Raw genomic sequence first — 21,724 nt, forward strand, 5'->3', positions numbered from 1 at the left:
AAACAAGGTAAGGGGACTATAATCACTTCGCAGCAATGGACCTAATCTATCAGTACAATTCTCCCATTTATAGATTTCCAATGGGCCTGCTGCAATAATTTATCTATTGAATTATTGATAATTATATCAATTTGAGCACCAGTCTTTGAAAAGCCAAAGGCTCTTGCGGCGGCACGTACAAGATCCTCCCGCAATAAACTGAGGTTGGTATCCATGATCTCGATGAGCGCAATCTCTATTTCTTGGGGAGCAATATCTTCTATTGCCCTTTTTTCCAGACTATTGTCTCTATAGTGGGTCAGGTCGGTAGCCAATTGTCCCTGATCCCAATAAAAACTTTGATGTGAAATTTCCTCCCTTATATCCGGTAGATTTTTTATAAGCTCACCTAGATATTGGGTAAGTTTTCCGGAGGATCTTGGGAGATCCCATAGGCGTAGAACTTTGCGAAACAGATGATTTTGACCAATTGGAGATTCTGTACGGATGATTTTCAGGATCTGATTGCTCAATGTTGCGCGATGTGTTGCATCATAAATTGATTCCGCACTAGCTGTTGCCATTGAACTGATATTGGCACTTAGATAGGGTTTCATTTTACTTGAAACAATCGCATCATCGGATATCACTGAAATATTTGTCTTTGGTTGTGGTTGTGAGGCGTCAATGATGATTGGCTCTTGTATCTTCGCGTCATTTAAGATACGTTGAATTTCCGCTTGGATGTCAGCCAGTATTTTTTCTTTGTTTTTTATCCAGTCTAAGGTCCAGATGCGATAAATATTCCATCCTAAGGATTGCAGAACATCGGGAATAAGCAGCTCTCTATCATTTGTCGTTTTTGTATTGAAATAGTTTTTTCCATCGACCAAAACTCCCAAAATATACTTTTGCGTATGCATAGGATCAACAATTCCAATATCAACACGGTAGCCAGAGGTTCCAATATTTGTTTTTACTTTTATTCCATTTCGATCTAAATGGCCGGCAATAGACTGGATGAGCGTATGTTTGTCTTTATCTTGGGCAACAGTTTCTGTTGTTTGCAATATACCTCTTTCCGCAAAGTTCAAAAAGGCTTTCAGTCCTTGCACACCAGCTGAACTGGTACGGTTCAAGTCGATCTGGTCCCCCTTTAACGAAGAGAAAACACGCATTTCGTATCGGGCCCGGGTTACTGCGACATTTAGCCTTCGCCAGCCACCCTCACGATTCAAAGGACCGAAATTCATGGAAACTTTCCCTTCTTCATCTGGACCATAGCCAATTGAAAATAAAATGAAATCACGTTCGTCACCCTGAACATTCTCCAGGTTTTTAATAAAAATCGGTTCCTCTCCCTGCAGTGCAGTTTCCTCTAAAGTGGGGTATTGGGAGAATAAAAGCTGTAGCAAATCTTCTATTAGATTCTGCTGTGTTTGACTAAATGTAACCACACCTAATGAACGATGGGGATGATGTTCCAAATGATGTTTTATGTATTGAATAACAGCTTCAGCTTCGTTCTGATTTGTTCTTGTTTTCCCTTTGTCATAATGGCCGTTGATAAATTGATAACTTACCTTCCTGTCCTGATCGTCATGAGAAGGAAATGTCAGCAATTTGTTTTCATAAAAGTTGGAGTTACTGAAAGAAATCAGGCTTTCATGTTTACTGCGGTAATGCCGCAGCAGGTATTTGGACGGAATGGACAAGGCCAGGGTATCATCAAGGATACTTTCGAGATCCTCCAATTCAAGATTGTCTTCATCGAATTTGTTACTGGCAAAGAAACTGGTTGGTGGCATTTGTTTGGGATCCCCAACAATAATGGCCTGCTTTGCCCGTGCAAGAGCACTGATTGCCTCAGATGTCGGTAATTGTGAAGCCTCATCAAAAATAACAAGATCAAAATGATCGGTATTTACGTCGAAATATTGGGCGACCGAGATTGGACTCATCAACATACAGGGTTTTAACCGGGGAAGTAAAGTCGAAATTTGGTCAAATAAACGGCGGATACTGACCCCACGCCCCCGGTTACGGATGGCTCGTTGCAAAATACCGATTTCCGAACTATGGACCGCTTCGTGGGAGAGATTCGGAATTTTGTTGCTTAGCGCCAAAACCAATTGATCCCGCACCAGCCGGGTAAATTCTTGATAAAGTGCCTTATATTGTCCGATCTGTGCTTCATACACAGCTGCGTCAAAACCATTTAGAATAGTGTACTGATCCAACGATTTTATGAAGTAATTGAGATGCAGTACACTTTCCATATCTCTGCTTAATTCATTTTTATCAATCTTGTTTGATTCAAGGAGGTCAATCAACCAGGATAATCCAAGTTTTATTCCCTGATCTTTATAATAATTGTAGCGGATCCAGTCTTCAAGGCTATCTAAATGTTGTTTTATCTGGTTTAATTCTTCAATGTCGGGAATATATGTTAAGAATGTCGAAATTTCCTGATGTTTATCCGCATACTGCTGTAGGGTAAGGACAGTGGCAGGGATCTTAAGCTTTAAATCCACATCCGTGAGGATGTTGGTGAGCCAGGATTGGAAATTTTCAATTTTGAGATATTGCGCCAGATGATTTAGTTCTTCCAGCTCATGCTGGTTCTGTGATAATGTGTTTAAGTCAAACTGGTTACCGACAAGATAATAGCTCGTCGCTTCGTTTATGGGATGAAACTGCGGCTCGCTTAAATTTTTAGTAACGAGATCAAAGGAATTTTTCTGATTAAAGAATTGATCAACTTGTTGTTCGGAGGTGATTTTATTTGTGGCAAAACCATTTAAAAAGTTTTTTACTTTGCGCTGTTTCAGCCACTTGAGCAGAAACCAGGAATGCTTTGACTGATTCCAGACAGATTCAATAGGATTACAGTCTGTGGTGAATATTCGGTTGCCAAAATCTGTGATAAGCACTTGTTTTAATGCTTGCTTTTGGGTTTGCAATTCAATCCAATGATCAAGTAAATTCTTTTTACGTGGGTCATAGTGCACATTCACGAGGGTCTGATGCGCTTGAAAATGAGCTGTTTTTTCGAGAAGTGAGTATAGAGAAGCTTTGTTTACGATCCAGTTGTCTGAAAGGTTCAGCTGTAAATCCGATTGGGCTTTGTTCGCATGAGTAGATGCCTGAATGTATTCGTCGATAGATTTTTCGATCTGATTTTTATAGGCAAAGTTCTGATCTTTCAACGGGATCAAACGCAACGGGTGCGTGTCAATCGCGGGTAAATTAGCTGTTAATTGTCCAAACGGGATTGCCCAGTCCTGCCAGTCATTCCAGGTCTTTTTATCGATAACATCCAGTTGCAAAGGTAGCAGCCATGCTGTGTTGATTGCAATATGATTGCTGTCTAGATAAGAGACAGAATCATACAGGCTCCAACCTACTGCGAAGGGCTGATGCAGGGCGTCTACGTAGCGACTTAATGCCGCTTTGCGCTGATCGATACGTTGGGCTTCTTCCTGAAAATCAATATGACTTTGATATTTGGGGGTTTCCAGGCTCTGCTCCAATTGCTTTAACACATCTGATTTTTTGGATTTATTGGAGTGTAACTCCAGGCAAAAGGAGCCCAGTCCAATTTTTTCCAACCGACGATGGACCACATCCAGTGCCGCCTTTTTAGCGGCCACAAAAAGTACCTTTTTGTCATTCGCCAAAGCATCTGCGATAATATTGGTGATGGTCTGGGATTTACCGGTACCGGGAGGCCCATGTAAGACAAAGCTTTTATTTGCGTTCGAGTGACGGATAGCTTCCAATTGCGAATTGTCGGTTGGTATCGGTAATGTCAACTGTGAAGATGGCATAGTTTCCAGGTTCTCCGAATCGCCGCTGATATCCAGCATTTCTGAAAGCCTTCCGTCAATCAGGCTCTTTACAATTGTACTTTTTTCAATTTCTTCAGCATATCTGGATAGATCTTGCCATAAAATCAATTTGTTAAAAGAAAAGTTTCCTAAAACGACCTGCTCCAGGATATCCCAGCCTTCCAGATTTAGAATAGACTTTCTTAAAATGGCGAGTACTTTCTGCACATCTACTCCCGATTCATCCATCGGTAGTGTCTCCAATGTACTGAGATTAAGTTTGAATTCCTGCTTGAGATATTCCAATAAGGTAATATTGATCATAGCCTCTTCCTCACGGCTTCGGAGCGTAAATTTCGTATTAACGGATCGACGGGATAATTCTACCGGAATCAATAGGATAGGAGCGAGTCTGGCCTGCTGTTTGGTTTTGGGTTCAAACCATTTCAATAGGCCAACACCCAGATACAATGTACTTTTTCCATTTTCTTCTTCGGCTAATTTCGCATTACGGTACAAGTGTGTTAAAATGATATCTAGGTCATCCTGATGGTAATGGGTCAGCAAGCGGTTATAGCGAAATGCGTCATCTGCGAGTTTAAATAATGGCTCGGAGAAGTGTAAAGGTGCTGAATATAGATTATAACGGCGTAAGAGCTGTTGGTTGTTATTGGGATGAATTGACAGTGATTTCCCGTTCGAAAGATGATCTTCCAGATGGTCTATTTTCAGATCCACAATTTGCAGCATGCTTTTGGTGAACCGTAGATTCAATAGATTATTTCTGAGCGAGAGATCGAGCAATTTCCTTTCCCATATTTTTTGTTTGGTTAGCTCTTTAGCGTCACTAAGAGCTAGGTCCAGCTTGTTGTCATCTAGGGTAAAACGATCGATAGCCTGTTGTTTAGGTAAGCTTGAAGAATGCTCTATACTTGCGTTGTGCAACTCTTCTTTTCCTGAAAAAGGTAGGGGAAGAATACCATGTGAACGGGCATGTTTGATATCGAGAGATAAGATAAAATTGTTTGCATGCAAGAGCTGTGTTTCGGCGTAGTTCATAGCTTCGCCCATGGTATACGCATTTCCACGGCACAGATGAGTAGACTCAATTAAAGCAATATCATCAATCCCATGAACGATCCGTTTTGAAATCGCGGCCTGATCATAATTGATTACCGCATCTAACCGTTGGTCACCGAGCCAAACACCAATAAATGCATGACCATGCGTAACAATAAGAATCGGATTCAGATCGATTGCTTCCAGGCAGGCCGCAAATAATAGAGAGATATCAATACAGTTTCCGAATTTGGTTTCATAAATCTGATCGACCAGACGAATCCGCTGACCTTCAGTTTCGAAGCTCGGGGGCATGGCACTGTAGGTAATATTGATATTTAAAATTGCTTGGTATATCGCCGTTACTTCCTGTAGGACACGTTCCTTGCTATTGGATTGATAGCCCAAAAAGGCCGGCTTTAATCTATTTTTTTCAAGAATCTTGACCGCCTCTGCTTTAATGGTATAGATTATAGGGTGATTGGGTAAAACATAAGATGCTAACAACTCTGGATATTTACTTAATCCGCCAAAATAATCCATCGGTAACACCTTTACGGCAAACTTTTGCTGATGTAATATTTCATTTTTCGAAGAGATAGTACAGGTAATGGTGTCTAGATCTTTCTCCACGAGATTCCGGAGATATGGAATATGGTAGTCGAAAGCTAAATTTTCCAGCGTTACTGGAATTCCCTCCGAAAATTTATCTATATGAAATGCATAAGGGCTGAACAGCCCGATTTCAGAAGTCATCTCAATTTTAATGTGCTCGATATCTCTCGTGACCGCAGTGATTTTAATTTTTTCCACCAAGGACAGGTTATGGAAACAGAAGCTATAATTAAAGTGGGAAGCCTTCTCTATTGCAACTTGAAAACACGCATTCGTTTCGATCATTTTAAAAAAATATATTAGTTTAAAGATATTGAAAATTTATTTACTCCCAATTGCTTTATGCACGAATTCGAAATGTCGTTTTAAGTGTAATTTGGCAAAAAAGATAAAAGGGGCATTTTTAATTTTGTTTCCCCAGCCCGCTGGAAATTATCAATCCTATGTCCGTTCCTGAAATTTAGTCTTTATCAATCAGGTTGAAAAGGATGGTAAGATATTGAAACTGCGAAAACTGGGCATGGAGGTCAATGAGCAGGAGGTCAAAGAGGCTGCCGATGTTGAGATACAGGCAATCTTCGAGATTGATTAAGCAGACGTGCTATGTAGGCATTCTTGTTAGTCAAAAAGTTTTCAAAAGGAGATATTGCTCTTTGTAAGATAAATAAAAAAATGCCAATGTGATAAACATTGGCATTACCTTTACGTCCTATAAAGTTTCAGGGATGTTATTCAACTTCACCTTTATATTTGATTGTACCATCGACATATAAATCTGATTTTTTTGCATCATATTTATAAATATCCTTTTGGTACAGGTTGTCTTCCGTTTTATCCAAAATAATGGTTGTTTTATTGTCATCTGGCAAAAATAGCTCCATTTTCGATTTATCATCGTTTATGACGACAAATGCACTGATGACAGCATCCCCCTCTTTCGAATCAACAGGATTTAGCCGCGTTCCGACATTGAACACCTGGATACATCCCTGCTTAACCTCACTCCAGGTTTGACCTGCACCCACAAGACAGCCATGTTCATCTTTATCACCGCCAATAGATGGCGTTTCTTCTTTGGTCTTATCTTCTGTGCTCTCTGTAGATTTTGATTGCTGTGTATTGTTACATCCGGCAAATAGGATCACACCCAGTGCTAGAATCGCTATTTTTTTCATTTGAATCAGTTTTTCTATATATTCTAATTCTGCTGTGCAATAAATATACCATATTTGTCAAATTGTACTTTTTATCAAAAAAAATAAACGTTGCATAAATATTGTCATAGGGCAAGTTAATTTAGTACGCTGTTTATTAATATTGTCTTTCAATTGATTGGTCGCTATTCACTTGCGACGATCAGATCTGCCGAACGTAGCAGAAAATCTAAATAATAAATAGAAAAAACAATGATCAATAGATAGAACGTATTTAACCTAAAAATATAAAATATGGAAGCTGCAGACTCAAACAGGAATACCCTAGTCTCGGTTGTTTTGGTCGAAAGGCCAATCGAGGATGTCTGGGAACATTGGACCGGTGCCGGATCCATAAAACAATGGAACATTCCATTTGACGATTGGCATTGTCCAGCCGTGACAAACGATTTCAGGGAAGGAGGGAACTTTAATTTTCGAATGGAGCGAATGGAAGACGGAGAGGGTTTTGACTATCGTGGCGTGTATGACCGAATTGTCCCATTCGAATATATTGAAAGTACCAGTGCAGGGAGAAACTGCATTGTCGAATTTCAGGCAATAGATAACAATACAATTCTAAGGGAAACATTTGAACCGGACAAAAAAACTCCTTTAGACCTTCAGCAAAAATTCACAGACTCTGTTCTGATCAACTTTAAAAAATTTGTGGAAAGCAGATAAATTTTTCATCTAAATAAGCCAAACTATTTAATATTGAATTATGGATATATTGAACAATCATTCAGGCTATTCTCCAGCGAATGGAATACAACTATATTATGAGATCTATGGAACCGGAAAACCGCTGATACTTATTCATGGCGGCGGTTCTTCTGGTTTTTTTGATTTTGAGGAAACAGTGAAACGGCTGCAGGATCATTACCAATTGATTCTGTTGGATATGCAAAATCACGGAAGATCGGCACATAGAAAAGTTCCCGAAACATTTGAACAGGATGCAAAAGACATTGTAGCAGTATTGGATCATCTCGCCATAGATAAAGCTTCATTTTTTGGTTTCAGTAACGGTGCGACCACTATTTTGAAACTCGCTTCTCTTTTTCCAGATCGGGTAGACCGATTGATCGCAGCCTCCGGTAATACAAAGAGGGCGGGGTTGTTAGATGGTTTTTTTGAGGGAATGTCGGCTTCAACGATTGAGGTGATGCCGCCCTCTCTGAAAGAAAACTTTTTGAAGTTAAATTCTGATCCCGAAGATTTTAGAAATATGTATGAAAAAGACAGCCAACGAATGATCAATTTTCGCGATTTTGAAGCCGGAGCTTTAGAAAATATATCATGTCCGGTATTTCTCATTGGAGGGGATCAGGATGTGGTTAAGGGAGAGCATTTAGCGGAAATGCAAAAACAAATCCCAAATGCCCGTCTCATGATCTTACCTGCCAATCATGGAAACTATATGATGAAAGATTTCAGCGGTGAGACTGATGAAGGATTAATTGATTTTACCATTTTTCAGGTTCGAAAATTCCTCGAAGCTCAATAGCACCCTTTTGTGGCGGTTATGTATACATCAGCGATCCGATTTTAGGACAGGTGATTGCTAGACTTAATGGCGCATACTTCGTTCAAGACTTCGTATACGTTGTTTATTTTTGCCATCTACACGTGAAGCAACCGCCCAAATAGCAGCCGGTAACCAGCCCAGAATAGTGAGCTGAAGGATTAAACAAATAATTCCCCTGAAAATTTTCCCTCTTAAAAAGAAGGATAACCAAGGTAGTAACACTGCGATCAAGATCATAACAGTTGATTTATAAAAGAGTAATATCTTATGTTAAAATAATCTATGTTTATCTGGCTATAGATAGCTTAGATGTTCAAAGCAAAAATCGACAATAATAATAAAGAAAGCAAATAAGAATGGTGAAAATTGCTGCTACTTGCTTCAATATGAATCCTGTTACCAAAATCGCCGCTGTTGGTTTGCTGAACCATTATTTGGCAAATCGCTAAAAATGTTAAGAAATCTTAAAGTTTTCTGTTTCCAATCTTCATTTGAAAATCTAGTGGAGGAGTGGCACCAATGTTGATGTTCCCCTGTCGAATATTTTTAGATGCAGTTTACAATTGAATAAATGACGGAACAAATGAAAGATAGCAAAAACATAATTGAGATTTTGGACAGTAAATATAAGGCTTATTTAGAAGATGAAGGAAAATGGCTCAATGAAGGGTTCAGAAATATTTTTACCGAAGGTGAAGCCAACAGAGAAAATCTAAAAACACCAGTTTACCTGATGTTACCCGAAGAAATTAGGGAATATGTGGATCAATTGTTATTAGATCATTTAAGTTAACAGGGAAGGAGGCTAACTTACAGCAGGTTTTTCTAAATATTTAAGGTATCCTTCTTCCATTCGGCGTTTGACGAGATTTCGTATACCGAATCTTTTGATAGTTTGATAAATCTGCTGTTTTTCTTTTCTGCTCAGCACATTCAGCATCTCTTTGCCTTGCATGGTTTCTAGTTCGAGTCTCGTTCCCATGCAGATACTCGTTGTTATCCGGATATTGACAATTTGCACAAATGGAACAAAAACCAATAAATCCAAGTCCGTTAATGCTTTTTTTATTAGCAGGCTACCAGATATTCACTTGAAATAAAAACCCTGTCTATCTGTTTTTGCCCGAATGGCTCTTTTCTTGTTTTTCAAAATCCAAAAGCCGGTAAGAATACAGGTAAGTTTCAATGGAATTGCTACCATGGAATGTGACAAAGAGGCAATATCGATGCCTAATGGTGCTAGACCAATGAGCACTTAAATAACGGCGATAGTGACCCTTTTCTATTTTGGTCGATATAAATCTTTTCAGATTGAACCTCATTAACCATAAGCTCTTTATCATTTTTGATGAATATAAAGGTGTAAAGTAATCCATGTTTGCTGCTTTTACAATTCGTCCGGAAAGATTTTATACTTGATCATACATCAAATTGTGTCAAACAGACTGCTGATCACGTAATATGAACAAATGAAATTTTATCCGTCGATTGAAGAATGCAACACGACTGAACTCTTCCCGTCTTCGTTTAATGACTTTAATCGGCGGTGGTAACATACTGGACTGTCTGACATCTCAAATCTGGATGATGAGGTGAATTTCTTTTACGAGTATTTTTGCCTGTATAAATCAAAATATTTACTAAAATGAATTATCAAATTAAAAAAGCTAGCCTCGAAGACCTGGAACAGACCGCAGAACTGTTTAACCTTTATCGGATTTTTTATCGCCAGGAATCGGATCTGGAAAAAGGGAAAGTCTTTTTAAAAGAGCGGTTTCTGAATAGCGAATCGGATATTTTTCTAGCGATGGTGGACGGTAAAGCGGTAGGATTTGTACAATTATATAAACTGTTTCACTACACCAAATTGGAAATGCAGTGGCTGCTGAGCGACCTGTTTGTTCATCAGGACTATCGTGGTAAAGGACTCTCTGTCGCACTGATAGACCGAAGTAAACAATGGTGTACGGAAACCGGTGCCTGTGGTTTGATGTTAGAAACGGAAAAAACAAACGACATCGGCAATACGCTATATCCACGTTGCGGATTTGAATACGATGGAGCCCACAACTATTATCATTGGTGGAGTAAAAAGTAAACTATATTTTGTCTAGTCCTTAGAATCATCCGATTATCTGGACTAGACTTCTTTATGAATTTACAATTAAGCTAGTATTTGGTGCCGGTGATGATTGAGGTGGGTTACATAATCTGCCATCAAAAACGCTAATGTGAGATCATTACATTTTCGTGTTGTCAGATCTCTCGCAATCAGCGTCCTGAATAGGAATAAAAGCTGCTTGTTGAGTGATAACCATAAGTCCGTGAGTTGTTTGGTTTCCGACTGCTGATAATTTGCGTTTTCGCAAAAATCATCCTGTGCGTAAAAAATCTGCGGATTTTCTTCAGATTGTGCTCTTATAAACCGGAGATAGTTTGTCATGGCACTATCGATCAAGTGCCCTAAAATTTCCTTCTTGCTCCATTTTTCCGGAACTGACTTCTCGTTAAATGCGACTGTATTAATTGCCGAAAGTTCAGCTGGAAAAGTATCAATGAGAACTTCAAATTCATGTATAAAATCGTTCATTTTTATTGAATATTAATATGATGGTAGATTTGTGTTAAGTGATGACATGGCTTGTCACTGAAAAAATTACCGCAAGTCGTATTTAGAGATAAACTGTTATTGCTAATTTATAAATAAAAATTCACGGACAGAAATCAATTCGTTTTTAAATCCATTTTATGGTTTGGATGAATAATTATATATGCGTCCCTTTCTTCGGATAACGGTCGATGTTTTGTAAAACCAGTTTGCACGGATTGTAAATATTATTGTTAACCTAACGCTGTACTCCTTATATTTGATTATCTTTTGCCGCAGGTTTAAGATTGAAAATGAAAAGATAATTTTGAGCAATTTTCCCCATGAAGCTATTTAGTTCAATACATAAAAGTATCCTTTTTTCACTACTTTTATCGACGCTGTTACATTCTTGTCAATCTCAGGATCCGGATGTTGTACTCTTGGATAAATTGGATAAGACGTTTGATGTTTCAAAGTTTTATGCACCAAAAATAAAAAAAACAGAGTCTATATTAGCTTCTGATGTGAAGAACATGGACAAGAAAGCAATAAAAGAGGTTTTTGAAACCGCCATGTTCAAAAAAGATACCATGGCAATTTTTGATAGCGAAGGAAGTTTGCCGACGCCATTTTATCTGGAGTCTAACTCTAGCTGGGGAACAAGAAAATTAAAACCGAAGAAATATTATGGCTATCGCTATACAACGGTGTCCTATAACGAGGAGAAGGATACCTTGGCCATGCTGAATGGTGTCGCTTTTCCCTCGCTGGCTATGGGGGAAAATAGCGATGGTAAATTCGCTTATTTATATGCGGGCAAAACCTCAAAAAATATGGCTGATTTCCAAAATATTCAGAATTTTCTACAAAAAAAATACACTGCCCTCAACATAGCAGAAGAAACTGGTTCAGGGGTAAAAGGCTGGGAAAGTCCGGATTTTTATTATTTCTTAACGAAGAAAGATCGAACGGAGGAGGAAATTTTCTCGTTTGGTGAATCCGAAGATGACAAGCCCACCACGACAGCTATTTCAGAAATACTTTTGGAAATTTTTAGTAAAGAATATATTCAGGATATGCGGAAAGAGCAGGTTTATCTGAAGGATTATATTCCTGTTGCTAAATGATAAGTGATTCGATTGAGCGGCAGGGCTAAGACGTTTTTTGAAATTGTTTATATTTACATCTTTGTTTTTCGGAAAAATCAATAAAACTAATCTTATTATTTGTATGCCCGATACAGCAGTTTCTACTTCCGCGTATGCCGACACCAAACCGCATTATGCTGTGCTTGATGGCCTGCGTGGCGTTGCCGCCATCACGGTAGTGTGTTTTCATATTTTCGAAGCTTTTGCCACCAGTCACTTGGATCAACGTATTAACCACGGTTACCTGGCGGTCGATTTTTTCTTTATGTTATCTGGATTTGTCGTCGGTTATGCGTACGATGATCGTTGGGGAACGATGACGACAATGGATTTTATCAAACGCCGGATTATACGATTACATCCCATGGTTATTATGGGGGCGATCATTGGTGCTGTCCTATTCTATTTACAGGGTTGTTCGGTCTGGGATGTATCGAAGGTGACTGTTTCGGCTTTATTACTAGCGACGGTATTAAATGCACTGCTGATCCCTGCTCTCCCCGGACATGAAGTAAGGGGATTAGGTGAGATGTTTCCGCTGAATGGTCCGAGTTGGTCCTTGTTTTTTGAATATATTGGTAATCTCCTTTATGTTTTGATCATCCGTAAATTTTCAACAAAAGCACTTGGCGGACTGGTGGTTGCTGCTGGCTGTGGATTAGCCATATTTGCGATCTGGGGTCCTTTGGGTGATATTTGTGCAGGATTTTCACTGACCGGAACAGAATTTACAGCGGGATCCTTACGTCTTTTATTTTCCTTTACTGCAGGACTGTTTTTATCGCGCGTATTTAAGCCTTTTCGGATTAAAGGTGCATTTTGGATCTGTAGTATTATCCTTGTTTCACTTTTGGCGATTCCTCGTATCGGGGGAGTTGAACATCTCTGGATGAATGGACTCTATGATACGCTGTGCTGTGTGCTGGTTTTTCCACTGCTAGTTGTTCTGGGGGCTTCCGGAAAAGGGGGCAGTTTTACAAACAAACTGTCTAAATTCCTGGGAGATATCTCTTACCCTTTGTATATGGTGCACTATCCTTTTATCTATTTGTATTACGCTTGGGTGAAAAATGAAAACCTCAGCTTTGAGCAATCATTGCCCGGTGCTGCAGCGGTCGTGATCGGTAGTATTGTGCTCGCTTATAGCTGTTTAAAGTTGTACGATATCCCTGTACGAAAATATCTGACCCAGCGATTTTTAAAATCAAAGGCAAAGAATTAGAATTAAGTGCAGAATAGGTAAACGATTATTTTTGAAATGCTCCAATCGTAATGCGATTTGCTTCTGATCTTGCCTTTCCGCTCAAATCCAATACGCCATTGATTGCTTGACTAATAAAATTGCCTTTATCAAGGGCAGGAGATGAATCCCTTAATTCAAAATCTGCTTGTGTCGTTGATATAAACCCCGGATCCTGGCCAAAGATCGCATGCGTATCGCCAATAAGGGTTGATTTCCAGGTTTGTTGATCCCGGATGACTTTCCCATTCCATATCCACTGATCTTCTCCGGTACTGAAGTATAAATTGTAGTCAATCGCATTGGATTTACCTGTATTGGTATATTTATGAATAAATACACCATTGGGTTTGGCAACAATAATATTATTTTGGATGATATTGTCTATACAGTTCTCAACAAGTCGTATTTCACCTTCAATTTCATCAAAATAGCCCCTGTCGATATTGTTATGAAATAAGGTATTATTCACAACATAACAGTTCAGCGTACCACCTCCGGTGTAATTTAGATATCCACCCAGGCTGATCCCCGCGAGTGAATTGTTATAGACCTCGTTATTTCTGACAATACAGTCACGTGTAGGAAAGTTGTCGGTTTCACTGACTAGGCCGATTCCGCGCCCACAGCGATAGACACTGTTTCTTTCAACAATGATATCCCGGGCGCCATCGATGTAAATTCCAATGGCCCCGTTATGCTCAGCAAATGCAGGGATAGGACCAGTTCGACCATCAATATCATAAACTTCGTTTTGGCTGATCAGTCCGTTACGTACATAGTTCAGGTTTGCTGTAGCATTGGCGGCATATCCTCCGGCTGCAACAATACCAATATTTTCACCATTGTATACTTTGTTCCCTCTAATCGTAAAGCCATCCACGTAGCCATTGATGGTGAGGTTTTCGGAATAGCCGGTATTGCAGTCATGGATCGTATTATCCTCCACAATAATATCCTGTAAGGCCTCGGCAGTATTGCCGATGACCAGAATACCATGCCCACTTCTGCCATCCTGTGGGCTGGCATTGTTCTCGATATGATGAACCCTATTATTTCGTATGGTTATGTTTTTAGAACCTTGATCGATAATAATCCCGTTCACGTCATTGCCCTTGGCTTGTGTTTTAAAATTGCGGATTTCAAAACCCTCGAATTGAATAAATCGGGCATTTCTGATCGTGACCAATGCTTCTGTGCCGGTGATGGGTAGTCCTTCACCATCAATAGCCACAGCTTCGTTGGGATAGGACTTTATCGTAATGAGTTTCGTTGAACTTCCTGATTTTGAAATCAATAGTTTTTCATGGTAAGCACCTTCACGTACAAAAATAGTGTCACCTGCTGATATAGCATCCAAAGCGCGTGAGATAGTACGAAAGGGCTGGCTCTCCGTACCCTTGTTCTGGTCGTTACCTGTAACCGAAACGTACCTGCTTTTTTGAGGGACTGAGTCGGTCTGTATATGATCGACATCATAAGCATGACCGCATGCCGCGCACAAAAGCAAACCTTGTAATAGCGAATAGGTCAACGAAAATAGGCGCTTAAAAATCATATAAAGTCATTTGAAATTTGAATAAACTGTCCAAAGTGTATAGGCTTTCATATCTTTATGACCTCATTTGGATCTTGTCATCTCTGAGAATGCACAATTGAAAAGAGTGGTTGGGGATATGGATAAAATTAAAGAAAATGGGTGTCCGATGGTTCTATTTCGGACACCCATTAGGTTATTCAGATATGATCTTTCGGACACTATTATTTTTCTTGTCGATGACATAGACTGTACCATTTTTATCTACAGCTACACCTTCAGGCACGTTAAATGAGGCAGCCTCGCCGACGGCGTTTGTAAAACCTGCGATGTTAGATCCCGCAAATGTACTTACCTGGAATGTCTTGCCATCCACCAAGCGGATGCTCTGATCCGGAGATCCACTATCGGCCCCGGCGGTACCATTTCCAGCTACATATACATTGCCTTGGCTGTCGGCCGCAATCCCCCAAGGGAGTGCAAATTCAGCCTCCGTACTGAGTCCATTTTTATAACCATATTTACCAGAACCGGCAATCATGGTATGCTTCCATGTTTTGGGATCGTATTTTCTGATTTGATTGTCGCCATGGATACAGATGTATAGACTGCCATCCGGACCGCAGGCCATTCCTGCCGGAAAATTCAATCCATCGATGACTGTCGTTACTGCTGTACCATCTGTATTTAACTGATAAATAGGAGCCGGGGAGGTAACAGAATTATAATATAGTTTTTTTGACGTTTGGTCATAAGCAATGAACCAAGGCTCCCTTGCGGCCCAGGCGACAAGCTTTGCTGTACCATCGGGTGTTATCTTACGGATATCCCAGTTTCCGGGATCGACACAATACAGATTACCCTGTTCATCAATGGTCAATCCATACGGAAGGCTAAACCGTGCTTCACCTCCTTTCCCGTCTGCAAAACCGGCATTACTTGGAGATCCGGCTAAAGTACTGACGTTTCCGGCGGGATCAATTTTACGGATACAGTGGTTACCGGGGTCAGTGACATAGACATTTAACGCATCATCTACAGCGATACCGCCATTGCGGTACCAGGATTCGCCTCCAAAATTGAACTTCGCATCAGTACCTTTTCCGTTGAGGAAGCCTGCTGCGCCATTGCCCGCCAAGGTGCTGACCGTTCTTTTGTAGATATAGCTGTAGCTATCTTTGGATGTTCCTGTTTTTCCGCCGATAGACACTTCAAGAGGTCCGCTACCAGCTCTTTTAGGGATTATGGCCATGATCTGGCTACCATTTGAGCCAACAACTTTCAAAGGTATGCCATTAAGTTTAACAGAAATCGCAGCAGTGTCCGTGGTAAAGTTCTCTCCATTGATCAGCACTTCTGTTCCATAGACGCCTTGCTTTGGAAGGAAATCCGTGACAACAATGGCCGCATTCGGATCATGTGCTGCACTCATATGATCTTTCTTACATGAACATATTCCCACCAATATCACAAAGGAGAGCAGGGGGAAGAATAAATACTTTCTATATATTAATTTCATCTGTCAATAATTTTATTTTCCATCCGTTAGATGGGAGCTATTCTATTTAAAATTTACATTTACTGCTGTGATAAAAATGAAATTTCAACTAGGAGCGGTTTATAAATAGTAAAAATCAAACCCTAATTACCAGCCTGGATTTTGGACAAGGGCTGTATTCTTGTCCAGATCATCTTGGAAAATCGGGAATAGATACATTTTGTCATCCCAAAATCTGTTTTGCAATAAATTTCTTTTATAGAAATCCTGGTAGAAAAATCCTTGATTGTTATCGTTTGACGTTATATTCATCCGGTATATCGCTCGGGAGGCTGGGTTTCCCATCATCAGTCGACGAATGAGGGTGAAATAGCGGTCACCTTCAAAAGCGAGTTCAATTTGTCGCTCGCGAAGAATCCATTTACGTTGTTCATCTTTATTGCCTACCACCTGTGGATAGACAGTTTCCAATTTAGGTAAACCGGCCCGTTGACGGACAAGGTTTAGATAAGACAGAATATCAGGATGGCTCGGATTAACTTCATTGAGCGATTCGGCATAATTTAAATAGATTTCAGCCAAACGGATATGGATATATGGACGATATACAGCGCGATCCTGGCGAATATTACTGGCTGGACTAACATTTTTTTGTGCGAGATATCCTGTTTTATCGGCACTATTTGAATTCTGTACCAGTCCGGCTTTTCCTGAATAATAAAACTCGGCTCTTCCGCGTCCATCCTTGTTGCCATCTGAGGAAAAGAAGTTGCGGTCATCGGCTGTTGGTGCGGGTAGGATAGGCTTACCATTATAGAGGATATTGACGTAAAATCGCGCTTCCCGGTTTACATACATATTTGAATTGCCAGCGATGTAACCTCTATTGACGCCATCGCGGCTTTTGCCCCAGTCGGCAGGATCATCCGTTGCGACGAAACCATCCTCCCGATAACCAGAAGTGGGATCGTCAATAGTCTTGCCATTACGCATCAGGTGGGCATCCACCACATTTTGTGTGGCATTCATCATCGCAATTCCACCGGGTTCAGGTGCACTTCGTTTCTCATGTCCCCATTGCCAGGTGTCCGCTTTGTGCGTGGAAAAAATAATCTCACTATTCCAGTTGGTTAAAAAGAGGTTACGGAAAGACAGGTAAGGATCGAATTTTGAATCTCCTTCATCCAGATTGGTAAAGAGCTTATAGGCATTTAAGTCAATAACAGCTTTTGCAGCATCAGCGGCCAATTGCCATTTATTGGCATCGTTCTGCAACGGGGCGAGGGCCTTACCATCTTTGTTTTTGAAGTTTGCAAAACGCGGATTTCCATTCCATAAGGGGCTCGCCGCCCATAGCGCCACCTGTGATTTTATAGCCAGACAGGTTCCTTTACTTGGTCGACCATAATTGGAGGAGGCGGACCATACCACAGGAAGGTCTGCTGCGGCAAGATCCATCATGCTATTGATGTAATCGACGCATTCCTGAAATGAATTGCGGGGATATTTGTTGAAATCTTCGTTCAAACCCAATGTCCCTTTCAGCAATACCGCTGGGCCATATTGACGCAGCAATTTCCAATAGTACCAGCCCCGCAAAAACCTTACCTCGGCTTTGTATTGTACTTTAAGTTCTGTGCTCAATGCACCTTCAGGAACCTTGTCGATGTTTTCCTCAAAAATAAATGACTGCCTAATGGCGGTGTAAGGGTTATTCCAATAATGCTGCCAGTACATGCTTTGTGCATTCCAGTTCCCGACAGCCATTTGTCGAACGTTCACAACAGGTATATTACAGGAGCTTTCATCGCTGGCACCAAGGGTCGTAAAATCGTCTACCGGCGTTTCGATATAACTATAGATCTGGTTTAAGTAAGATTCTGCATTGGCCCGGGTCTCCCAAACCATGTCTGAAGTGAGGAGGTTATCCGGTTTTTTGTCCAAATAAGTACAGCTTTGCATATTTTGGCATAAGGCTAGCGCTAATAGACCTGATGCAATATATTTTGGTGATATCTGTTTCATGGTTATTGTATAGATTTAGATTAAAACTGTGCCCGAACGCCGAAGGTGATCATACGATTTAATGGATATTTGGCACCGTTGCTTCCCAATTCGGGATCCCAGAGCTTGAATTTGCTAAATGTCAGGAGGTTTTGGCCCGATGAATACACATAAAGTGACGTGAAACCAAGTTTGTCCAATCCTTTTGCTTTAATAGTATAGCCCAAAGAAGCCTGTTTCATGCGTATATAAGCCCCATCTTTTAACCAGTGTGTACTGTTGATATAGTTGTTGTCACTGCCACTGGCCATTGTCAGGCGCGGGTAGTAAGCATCCTGACGTGGATTTTCTGCGGTCCAACGGTCTTCAACAATGGACATGGTATTGTTGGGATAGATTCCTAATCCCGAAAAAGGGAGCACGCCGACCCCATTGACGCCCATACCTTTCCCCGGAATTTCACTGCCATTGGCCATGATCCCCACATCAGCGACCCCTTGAAAAAATACGGAAAGGTCAAAGTTTTTATATGAAGCTGAAAGACCGGCACCGTATAGCCAGGATGGAAACCAGGATTTTCCAAGGTAGGTCCGGTCATATGCATCAATGATATTATCGTCTTCAGCATTTAAGTTTTTGTAACGGATATCTCCCGGAGATACGGGGTTAAATTTTTGCTGAGGGGCAGACTCGACCTCTTCTTTGCTCGTAAAGTAGCCCATGGCAATATGCCCCTGATATTCGCCATAGCGTGTTCCTGTCTTGGATTGATAACCGTAGCGTCTGACGGGTTCATCCGCATATACTATTTTATTGCGGCTATAGGTGACATTACCAAAAAGGCGTAGCCCAACATCCCCAAAGTTATCGTTGTATTCAATACTGGCATCCATCCCCTTATTGTCCATCTCACCTATATTGGCATAAACAAGAAGACTATTATAACCGGCGATAGAAGAAATGGATTGTCTCTCGATAAGAATGTTTTTTCGACGCTCGGCGAAACCATCAAAGATCAGGTTGAGCTTGTTCCATAATCCGATTTCAAGACCAATGCCGGTTTTATAGGATTTTTCCCAGGTGAGATTCTCGACACCTAATATTCTCTCCGTTTTTCCGCCGACCAAATTTCCATTGAGACCAAAACCTGTAGAGCCGCCACCACCGATCTGCGTTAAGTAAGGGAAGCGATTTTCAGCATTACCAATATTATCGTTACCGACCACACCATAGGATCCCCTGATTTTTAATAAACTAAATGTCTTTTTCAAAGGCTCAAAAAATTCTTCATTGGAAATCACCCAGCCAGCCGAAGCGGAGGGAAATAAGCCAAATTTCTGTCCCTTCTCGAAATTTTCAGATCCCGTATAGCCCGCGTTAACTTCGACAAGATATTTATCACGGAATCCGTAGTTGATCCTTCCGGCCAGACTTTGATTGCGGTAGGGGATGGATCCAATAACGTCACCGGCCAAACTGACCAAACGGTTACGCATATTATAAAGAAACATCCCGCCGATTTTGTGATCGTTGAAAGTACGGTCATAGTTTAAATTACCTTCAAGATACATGACGCGTTGGCCAAAAGATTCTTTACTATAGTCCAAAAATTGCTGACCAACTCTGCTTTGATTAAAAATGAGTTCCCCCTCAGGTGTCCTTCCTGTGGCCTGCCATAAATCATTTCTCCCTGAACGACGGTTGTTGAATTCACCATAACTGTCAAAGGAGAACCGGGCATAGGCAGATAATCCTTCCGTAATTGCGTCTAATTTTTGATTAATGGTCAATACCGACTGTACGATAGGTTTAAATTCGCTGGAATAACCATTATTTTGTACTTCATTTAATGGGTTTGCGCCACCACCACTCAGTGGTCCTGCCCATTTACCGTCCGGATATTGAATTGGGTAGGCAACGGGTGTAGTCGCATATGCCAGATACCATAAATCACCGGCAGCAATACCGGGGTAGCGGGAGTTGACCAGCATCCCTGTTAAGTTGAGCTGAACGGAGGTGGTTTTTGATAAATTGACATCCACATTACTGCGGAAATCATAGCGCTTGAAATCGAGATTCGGATTGTAATTGTTTAAATTACGGACTTTATAAGGACCGGTTTGATTATAATACGATCCTGAAATATAATATTTCATCGATTCACCACCGCCGGTAATGTTGATGTTGGCATTGGTGAGCATGGAATTCTTCTTATATACTTCATCAATCCAGTTCACATTGGGATACATATAGGGATCCAGTCCACTGGCTGTTTTTTGGATCAATTCGTCTGTATAGACGGGACTAAGTCCCATATTTCTTCGCGCTTCATTCTGCAGTTCCATATATTTTATTCCATCCAGCATCTGTGGCGTTTTTGTAAAACCTGAGAAGCCTGTTTCTGCCTTAAAGGAAATCTTTGGTTTACCGGCAACACCTCTTTTCGTGGTAATAATCAAAACACCGTTGGCGCCCTTAGCTCCATACATGGCCGTGGATGAAGCATCTTTCAATAGGGAAATACTGGAAATATCTTCGGGATCAATATTGTTGAAAGATCCACCGAAACCGCCATTGACATCATCACGTTGCACACCATCGATGATAATTAGTGGAGACGAATTACCAGCGTAGGTCCCGATTCCACGGATTGTAAAGGTCGAATTGTCATAACCGGGTTCACCACTGGACTGCACAGAAATAATACCAGCGACTTTACCTGCTAAAGCATTCGATAAATTGGGTACAGGCGTCCGCATATCCGCCATATTTACTGAACTTACAGCACCCGTGACATTGATTTTTTTCTGTGTACCATAACCTACGACAACAACATCATCCAGATTGTTATTGGCGAGTGCCAAGGTTATATTTAGATGGTCTTTGTTATCCGCATCTCGTTCAATACTTTCATAGCCCACATAGGTAAATGTCAGGATCACCTGACCGGATCCGGATGGAGGGGCAATGGTAAAATTTCCCTTGCCGTCGGTTGTCGTTGTGATCTGGGTATTTTTGATACGTACTGTTACACCGGCTAAAGGGTTTCCCTGTTGATCTTTGACTGAACCATTAATGGCTTTTTGATTTTCGGTAACCTCTGCGGTACGAGCTGCCCCCGTCGATTCTTTTGGACGTATTATTAAGGTCTTCTTGATGACTTCAAACTCCAGCGCCTGATTTCGGAATAATGCCGTCAGCGCTTCGCTCAGCGTGGCATTTTCCAGGTTAAGGGTGACAGGGCTTGCTTTCTTGATCAGTTTTGAATCGTAAAGCAGATCAAGCTGCGCCTGTTTGCTGATTTCTGCAAGAACTAGGTCGACCTTACTATTTTTAAAATGTAGGTTCATTTTTTGGCTATAAACCGGGGTTTTAGCCTGAACAACGCCAAAAAATGCGAGCAGTAGATAGAACTTCATAATCAATAGGGTCTTAATTAAGAACATATGCTGTTCTTTTCCCGGTATTATTTTCATAATTTTGTTTAGAATTAAAAGGTT

General features: G+C 40.8%; 15 protein-coding genes. 6 read left to right on the top strand and 9 right to left on the bottom strand.

Annotation, left to right across the window (positions count from 1 at the left end; all coding sequences use genetic code 11):
• Positions 1 to 41 precede the first annotated feature (41 nt).
• Both D7322_RS04580 and D7322_RS04590 read right to left on the bottom strand, forming a co-directional pair.
• Positions 42 to 5,681 (bottom strand): DUF3320 domain-containing protein, encoded by a 5,640-nt coding sequence (locus D7322_RS04580; RefSeq protein WP_220700016.1) that lies wholly within the window; start codon positions 5,679 to 5,681, stop codon positions 42 to 44.
• A gap of 530 nt (positions 5,682 to 6,211) precedes the next feature.
• The gene (locus D7322_RS04590) at positions 6,212 to 6,658 is read right to left on the bottom strand and encodes a hypothetical protein (RefSeq protein WP_121121748.1); all 447 of its coding nucleotides are present in this window, start codon (positions 6,656 to 6,658) and stop codon (positions 6,212 to 6,214) included.
• Between the two features lie 273 nt (positions 6,659 to 6,931).
• On the opposite strand from D7322_RS04590, the gene D7322_RS04595 reads away from it, so the two are divergent.
• Both D7322_RS04595 and D7322_RS04600 read left to right on the top strand, forming a co-directional pair.
• A complete protein-coding gene (locus D7322_RS04595) occupies positions 6,932 to 7,360 on the top strand; it encodes an SRPBCC domain-containing protein (RefSeq protein ID WP_121121750.1) in 429 nt (142 codons plus the stop codon).
• Between the two features lie 40 nt (positions 7,361 to 7,400).
• Entirely contained in the window at positions 7,401 to 8,186 is a 786-nt protein-coding gene (locus D7322_RS04600) for an alpha/beta fold hydrolase (RefSeq protein WP_183078599.1), read from the top strand.
• Between the two features lie 63 nt (positions 8,187 to 8,249).
• Here D7322_RS04600 and D7322_RS04605 read toward each other — a convergent pair whose 3' ends face one another.
• Positions 8,250 to 8,444, bottom strand: a complete 195-nt coding sequence (locus D7322_RS04605; RefSeq protein ID WP_121121752.1) for a YqaE/Pmp3 family membrane protein — start codon at positions 8,442 to 8,444, stop codon at positions 8,250 to 8,252.
• A 346-nt stretch (positions 8,445 to 8,790) separates the two neighbouring features.
• Here D7322_RS04605 and D7322_RS04610 point away from each other — a divergent pair, with 346 nt between their 5' ends.
• Complete coding sequence (locus D7322_RS04610) at positions 8,791 to 9,000, top strand: hypothetical protein (protein ID WP_147430289.1); 210 nt, start codon at positions 8,791 to 8,793, stop codon at positions 8,998 to 9,000.
• Positions 9,001 to 9,012: 12 nt separating this feature from the next.
• Here D7322_RS04610 and D7322_RS28380 read toward each other — a convergent pair whose 3' ends face one another.
• Positions 9,013 to 9,189 (bottom strand): hypothetical protein, encoded by a 177-nt coding sequence (locus D7322_RS28380; protein WP_183078600.1) that lies wholly within the window; start codon positions 9,187 to 9,189, stop codon positions 9,013 to 9,015.
• Positions 9,190 to 9,852: 663 nt separating this feature from the next.
• Here D7322_RS28380 and D7322_RS04615 point away from each other — a divergent pair.
• A complete protein-coding gene (locus D7322_RS04615) occupies positions 9,853 to 10,305 on the top strand; it encodes a GNAT family N-acetyltransferase (RefSeq protein ID WP_108632123.1) in 453 nt (150 codons plus the stop codon).
• 66 nt (positions 10,306 to 10,371) lie between these two features.
• Here D7322_RS04615 and D7322_RS04620 read toward each other — a convergent pair whose 3' ends face one another.
• Entirely contained in the window at positions 10,372 to 10,797 is a 426-nt protein-coding gene (locus D7322_RS04620) for a DinB family protein (protein WP_121121756.1), read from the bottom strand.
• A 341-nt stretch (positions 10,798 to 11,138) separates the two neighbouring features.
• Between D7322_RS04620 and D7322_RS04625 the strand changes: the two genes are divergently transcribed.
• Together D7322_RS04625 and D7322_RS04630 are read left to right on the top strand one after the other, a co-directional pair.
• Positions 11,139 to 11,924, top strand: a complete 786-nt coding sequence (locus tag D7322_RS04625; RefSeq protein WP_121121758.1) for a hypothetical protein — start codon at positions 11,139 to 11,141, stop codon at positions 11,922 to 11,924.
• Positions 11,925 to 12,027: 103 nt separating this feature from the next.
• A complete protein-coding gene (locus D7322_RS04630) occupies positions 12,028 to 13,167 on the top strand; it encodes an acyltransferase family protein (RefSeq protein WP_121121760.1) in 1,140 nt (379 codons plus the stop codon).
• Between the two features lie 25 nt (positions 13,168 to 13,192).
• On the opposite strand, the gene D7322_RS04635 is transcribed toward D7322_RS04630, so the two are convergent.
• The 4 genes from D7322_RS04635 to D7322_RS04650 form a co-directional block, all read right to left on the bottom strand.
• Entirely contained in the window at positions 13,193 to 14,743 is a 1,551-nt protein-coding gene (locus D7322_RS04635) for a DUF1565 domain-containing protein (RefSeq protein ID WP_121121762.1), read from the bottom strand.
• Between the two features lie 175 nt (positions 14,744 to 14,918).
• Positions 14,919 to 16,241: an NHL domain-containing protein gene (locus D7322_RS04640; RefSeq protein ID WP_121121764.1), complete on the bottom strand. Its 1,323-nt coding sequence runs from the start codon at positions 16,239 to 16,241 to the stop codon at positions 14,919 to 14,921.
• Between the two features lie 126 nt (positions 16,242 to 16,367).
• Positions 16,368 to 18,245: a RagB/SusD family nutrient uptake outer membrane protein gene (locus D7322_RS04645; RefSeq protein WP_121121765.1), complete on the bottom strand. Its 1,878-nt coding sequence runs from the start codon at positions 18,243 to 18,245 to the stop codon at positions 16,368 to 16,370.
• A gap of 20 nt (positions 18,246 to 18,265) precedes the next feature.
• On the bottom strand, positions 18,266 to 21,700 hold the full coding sequence (locus D7322_RS04650) for a TonB-dependent receptor (RefSeq protein WP_121121767.1): 3,435 nt from the start codon (positions 21,698 to 21,700) through the stop codon (positions 18,266 to 18,268).
• Between the last annotated feature and the right edge of the window lie 24 nt (positions 21,701 to 21,724).

Origin of the sequence: Sphingobacterium puteale, from assembly GCF_003627955.1 — a bacterium.
Lineage (GTDB): Bacteria > Bacteroidota > Bacteroidia > Sphingobacteriales > Sphingobacteriaceae > Sphingobacterium > Sphingobacterium puteale.

Excerpts from the sequence above, each read along its gene's own strand:
- D7322_RS04590 (WP_121121748.1), bottom strand. The coding sequence starts at position 6,658 with ATGAAAAAAATAGCGATTCTAGCACTGGGTGTGATCCTATTTGCCGGA.
- D7322_RS04630 (WP_121121760.1), top strand. The coding sequence starts at position 12,028 with ATGCCCGATACAGCAGTTTCTACTTCCGCGTATGCCGACACCAAACCG.
- D7322_RS04640 (WP_121121764.1), bottom strand. The coding sequence starts at position 16,241 with ATGAAATTAATATATAGAAAGTATTTATTCTTCCCCCTGCTCTCCTTT.
- D7322_RS04650 (WP_121121767.1), bottom strand. The coding sequence starts at position 21,700 with ATGAAAATAATACCGGGAAAAGAACAGCATATGTTCTTAATTAAGACC.
- D7322_RS04600 (WP_183078599.1), top strand. The coding sequence starts at position 7,401 with ATGGATATATTGAACAATCATTCAGGCTATTCTCCAGCGAATGGAATA.
- D7322_RS28380 (WP_183078600.1), bottom strand. The coding sequence starts at position 9,189 with ATGGGAACGAGACTCGAACTAGAAACCATGCAAGGCAAAGAGATGCTG.
- D7322_RS04610 (WP_147430289.1), top strand. The coding sequence starts at position 8,791 with ATGAAAGATAGCAAAAACATAATTGAGATTTTGGACAGTAAATATAAG.
- D7322_RS04605 (WP_121121752.1), bottom strand. The coding sequence starts at position 8,444 with ATGATCTTGATCGCAGTGTTACTACCTTGGTTATCCTTCTTTTTAAGA.
- D7322_RS04620 (WP_121121756.1), bottom strand. The coding sequence starts at position 10,797 with ATGAACGATTTTATACATGAATTTGAAGTTCTCATTGATACTTTTCCA.
- D7322_RS04635 (WP_121121762.1), bottom strand. The coding sequence starts at position 14,743 with ATGATTTTTAAGCGCCTATTTTCGTTGACCTATTCGCTATTACAAGGT.
- D7322_RS04595 (WP_121121750.1), top strand. The coding sequence starts at position 6,932 with ATGGAAGCTGCAGACTCAAACAGGAATACCCTAGTCTCGGTTGTTTTG.
- D7322_RS04625 (WP_121121758.1), top strand. The coding sequence starts at position 11,139 with ATGAAGCTATTTAGTTCAATACATAAAAGTATCCTTTTTTCACTACTT.
- D7322_RS04615 (WP_108632123.1), top strand. The coding sequence starts at position 9,853 with ATGAATTATCAAATTAAAAAAGCTAGCCTCGAAGACCTGGAACAGACC.
- D7322_RS04645 (WP_121121765.1), bottom strand. The coding sequence starts at position 18,245 with ATGAAACAGATATCACCAAAATATATTGCATCAGGTCTATTAGCGCTA.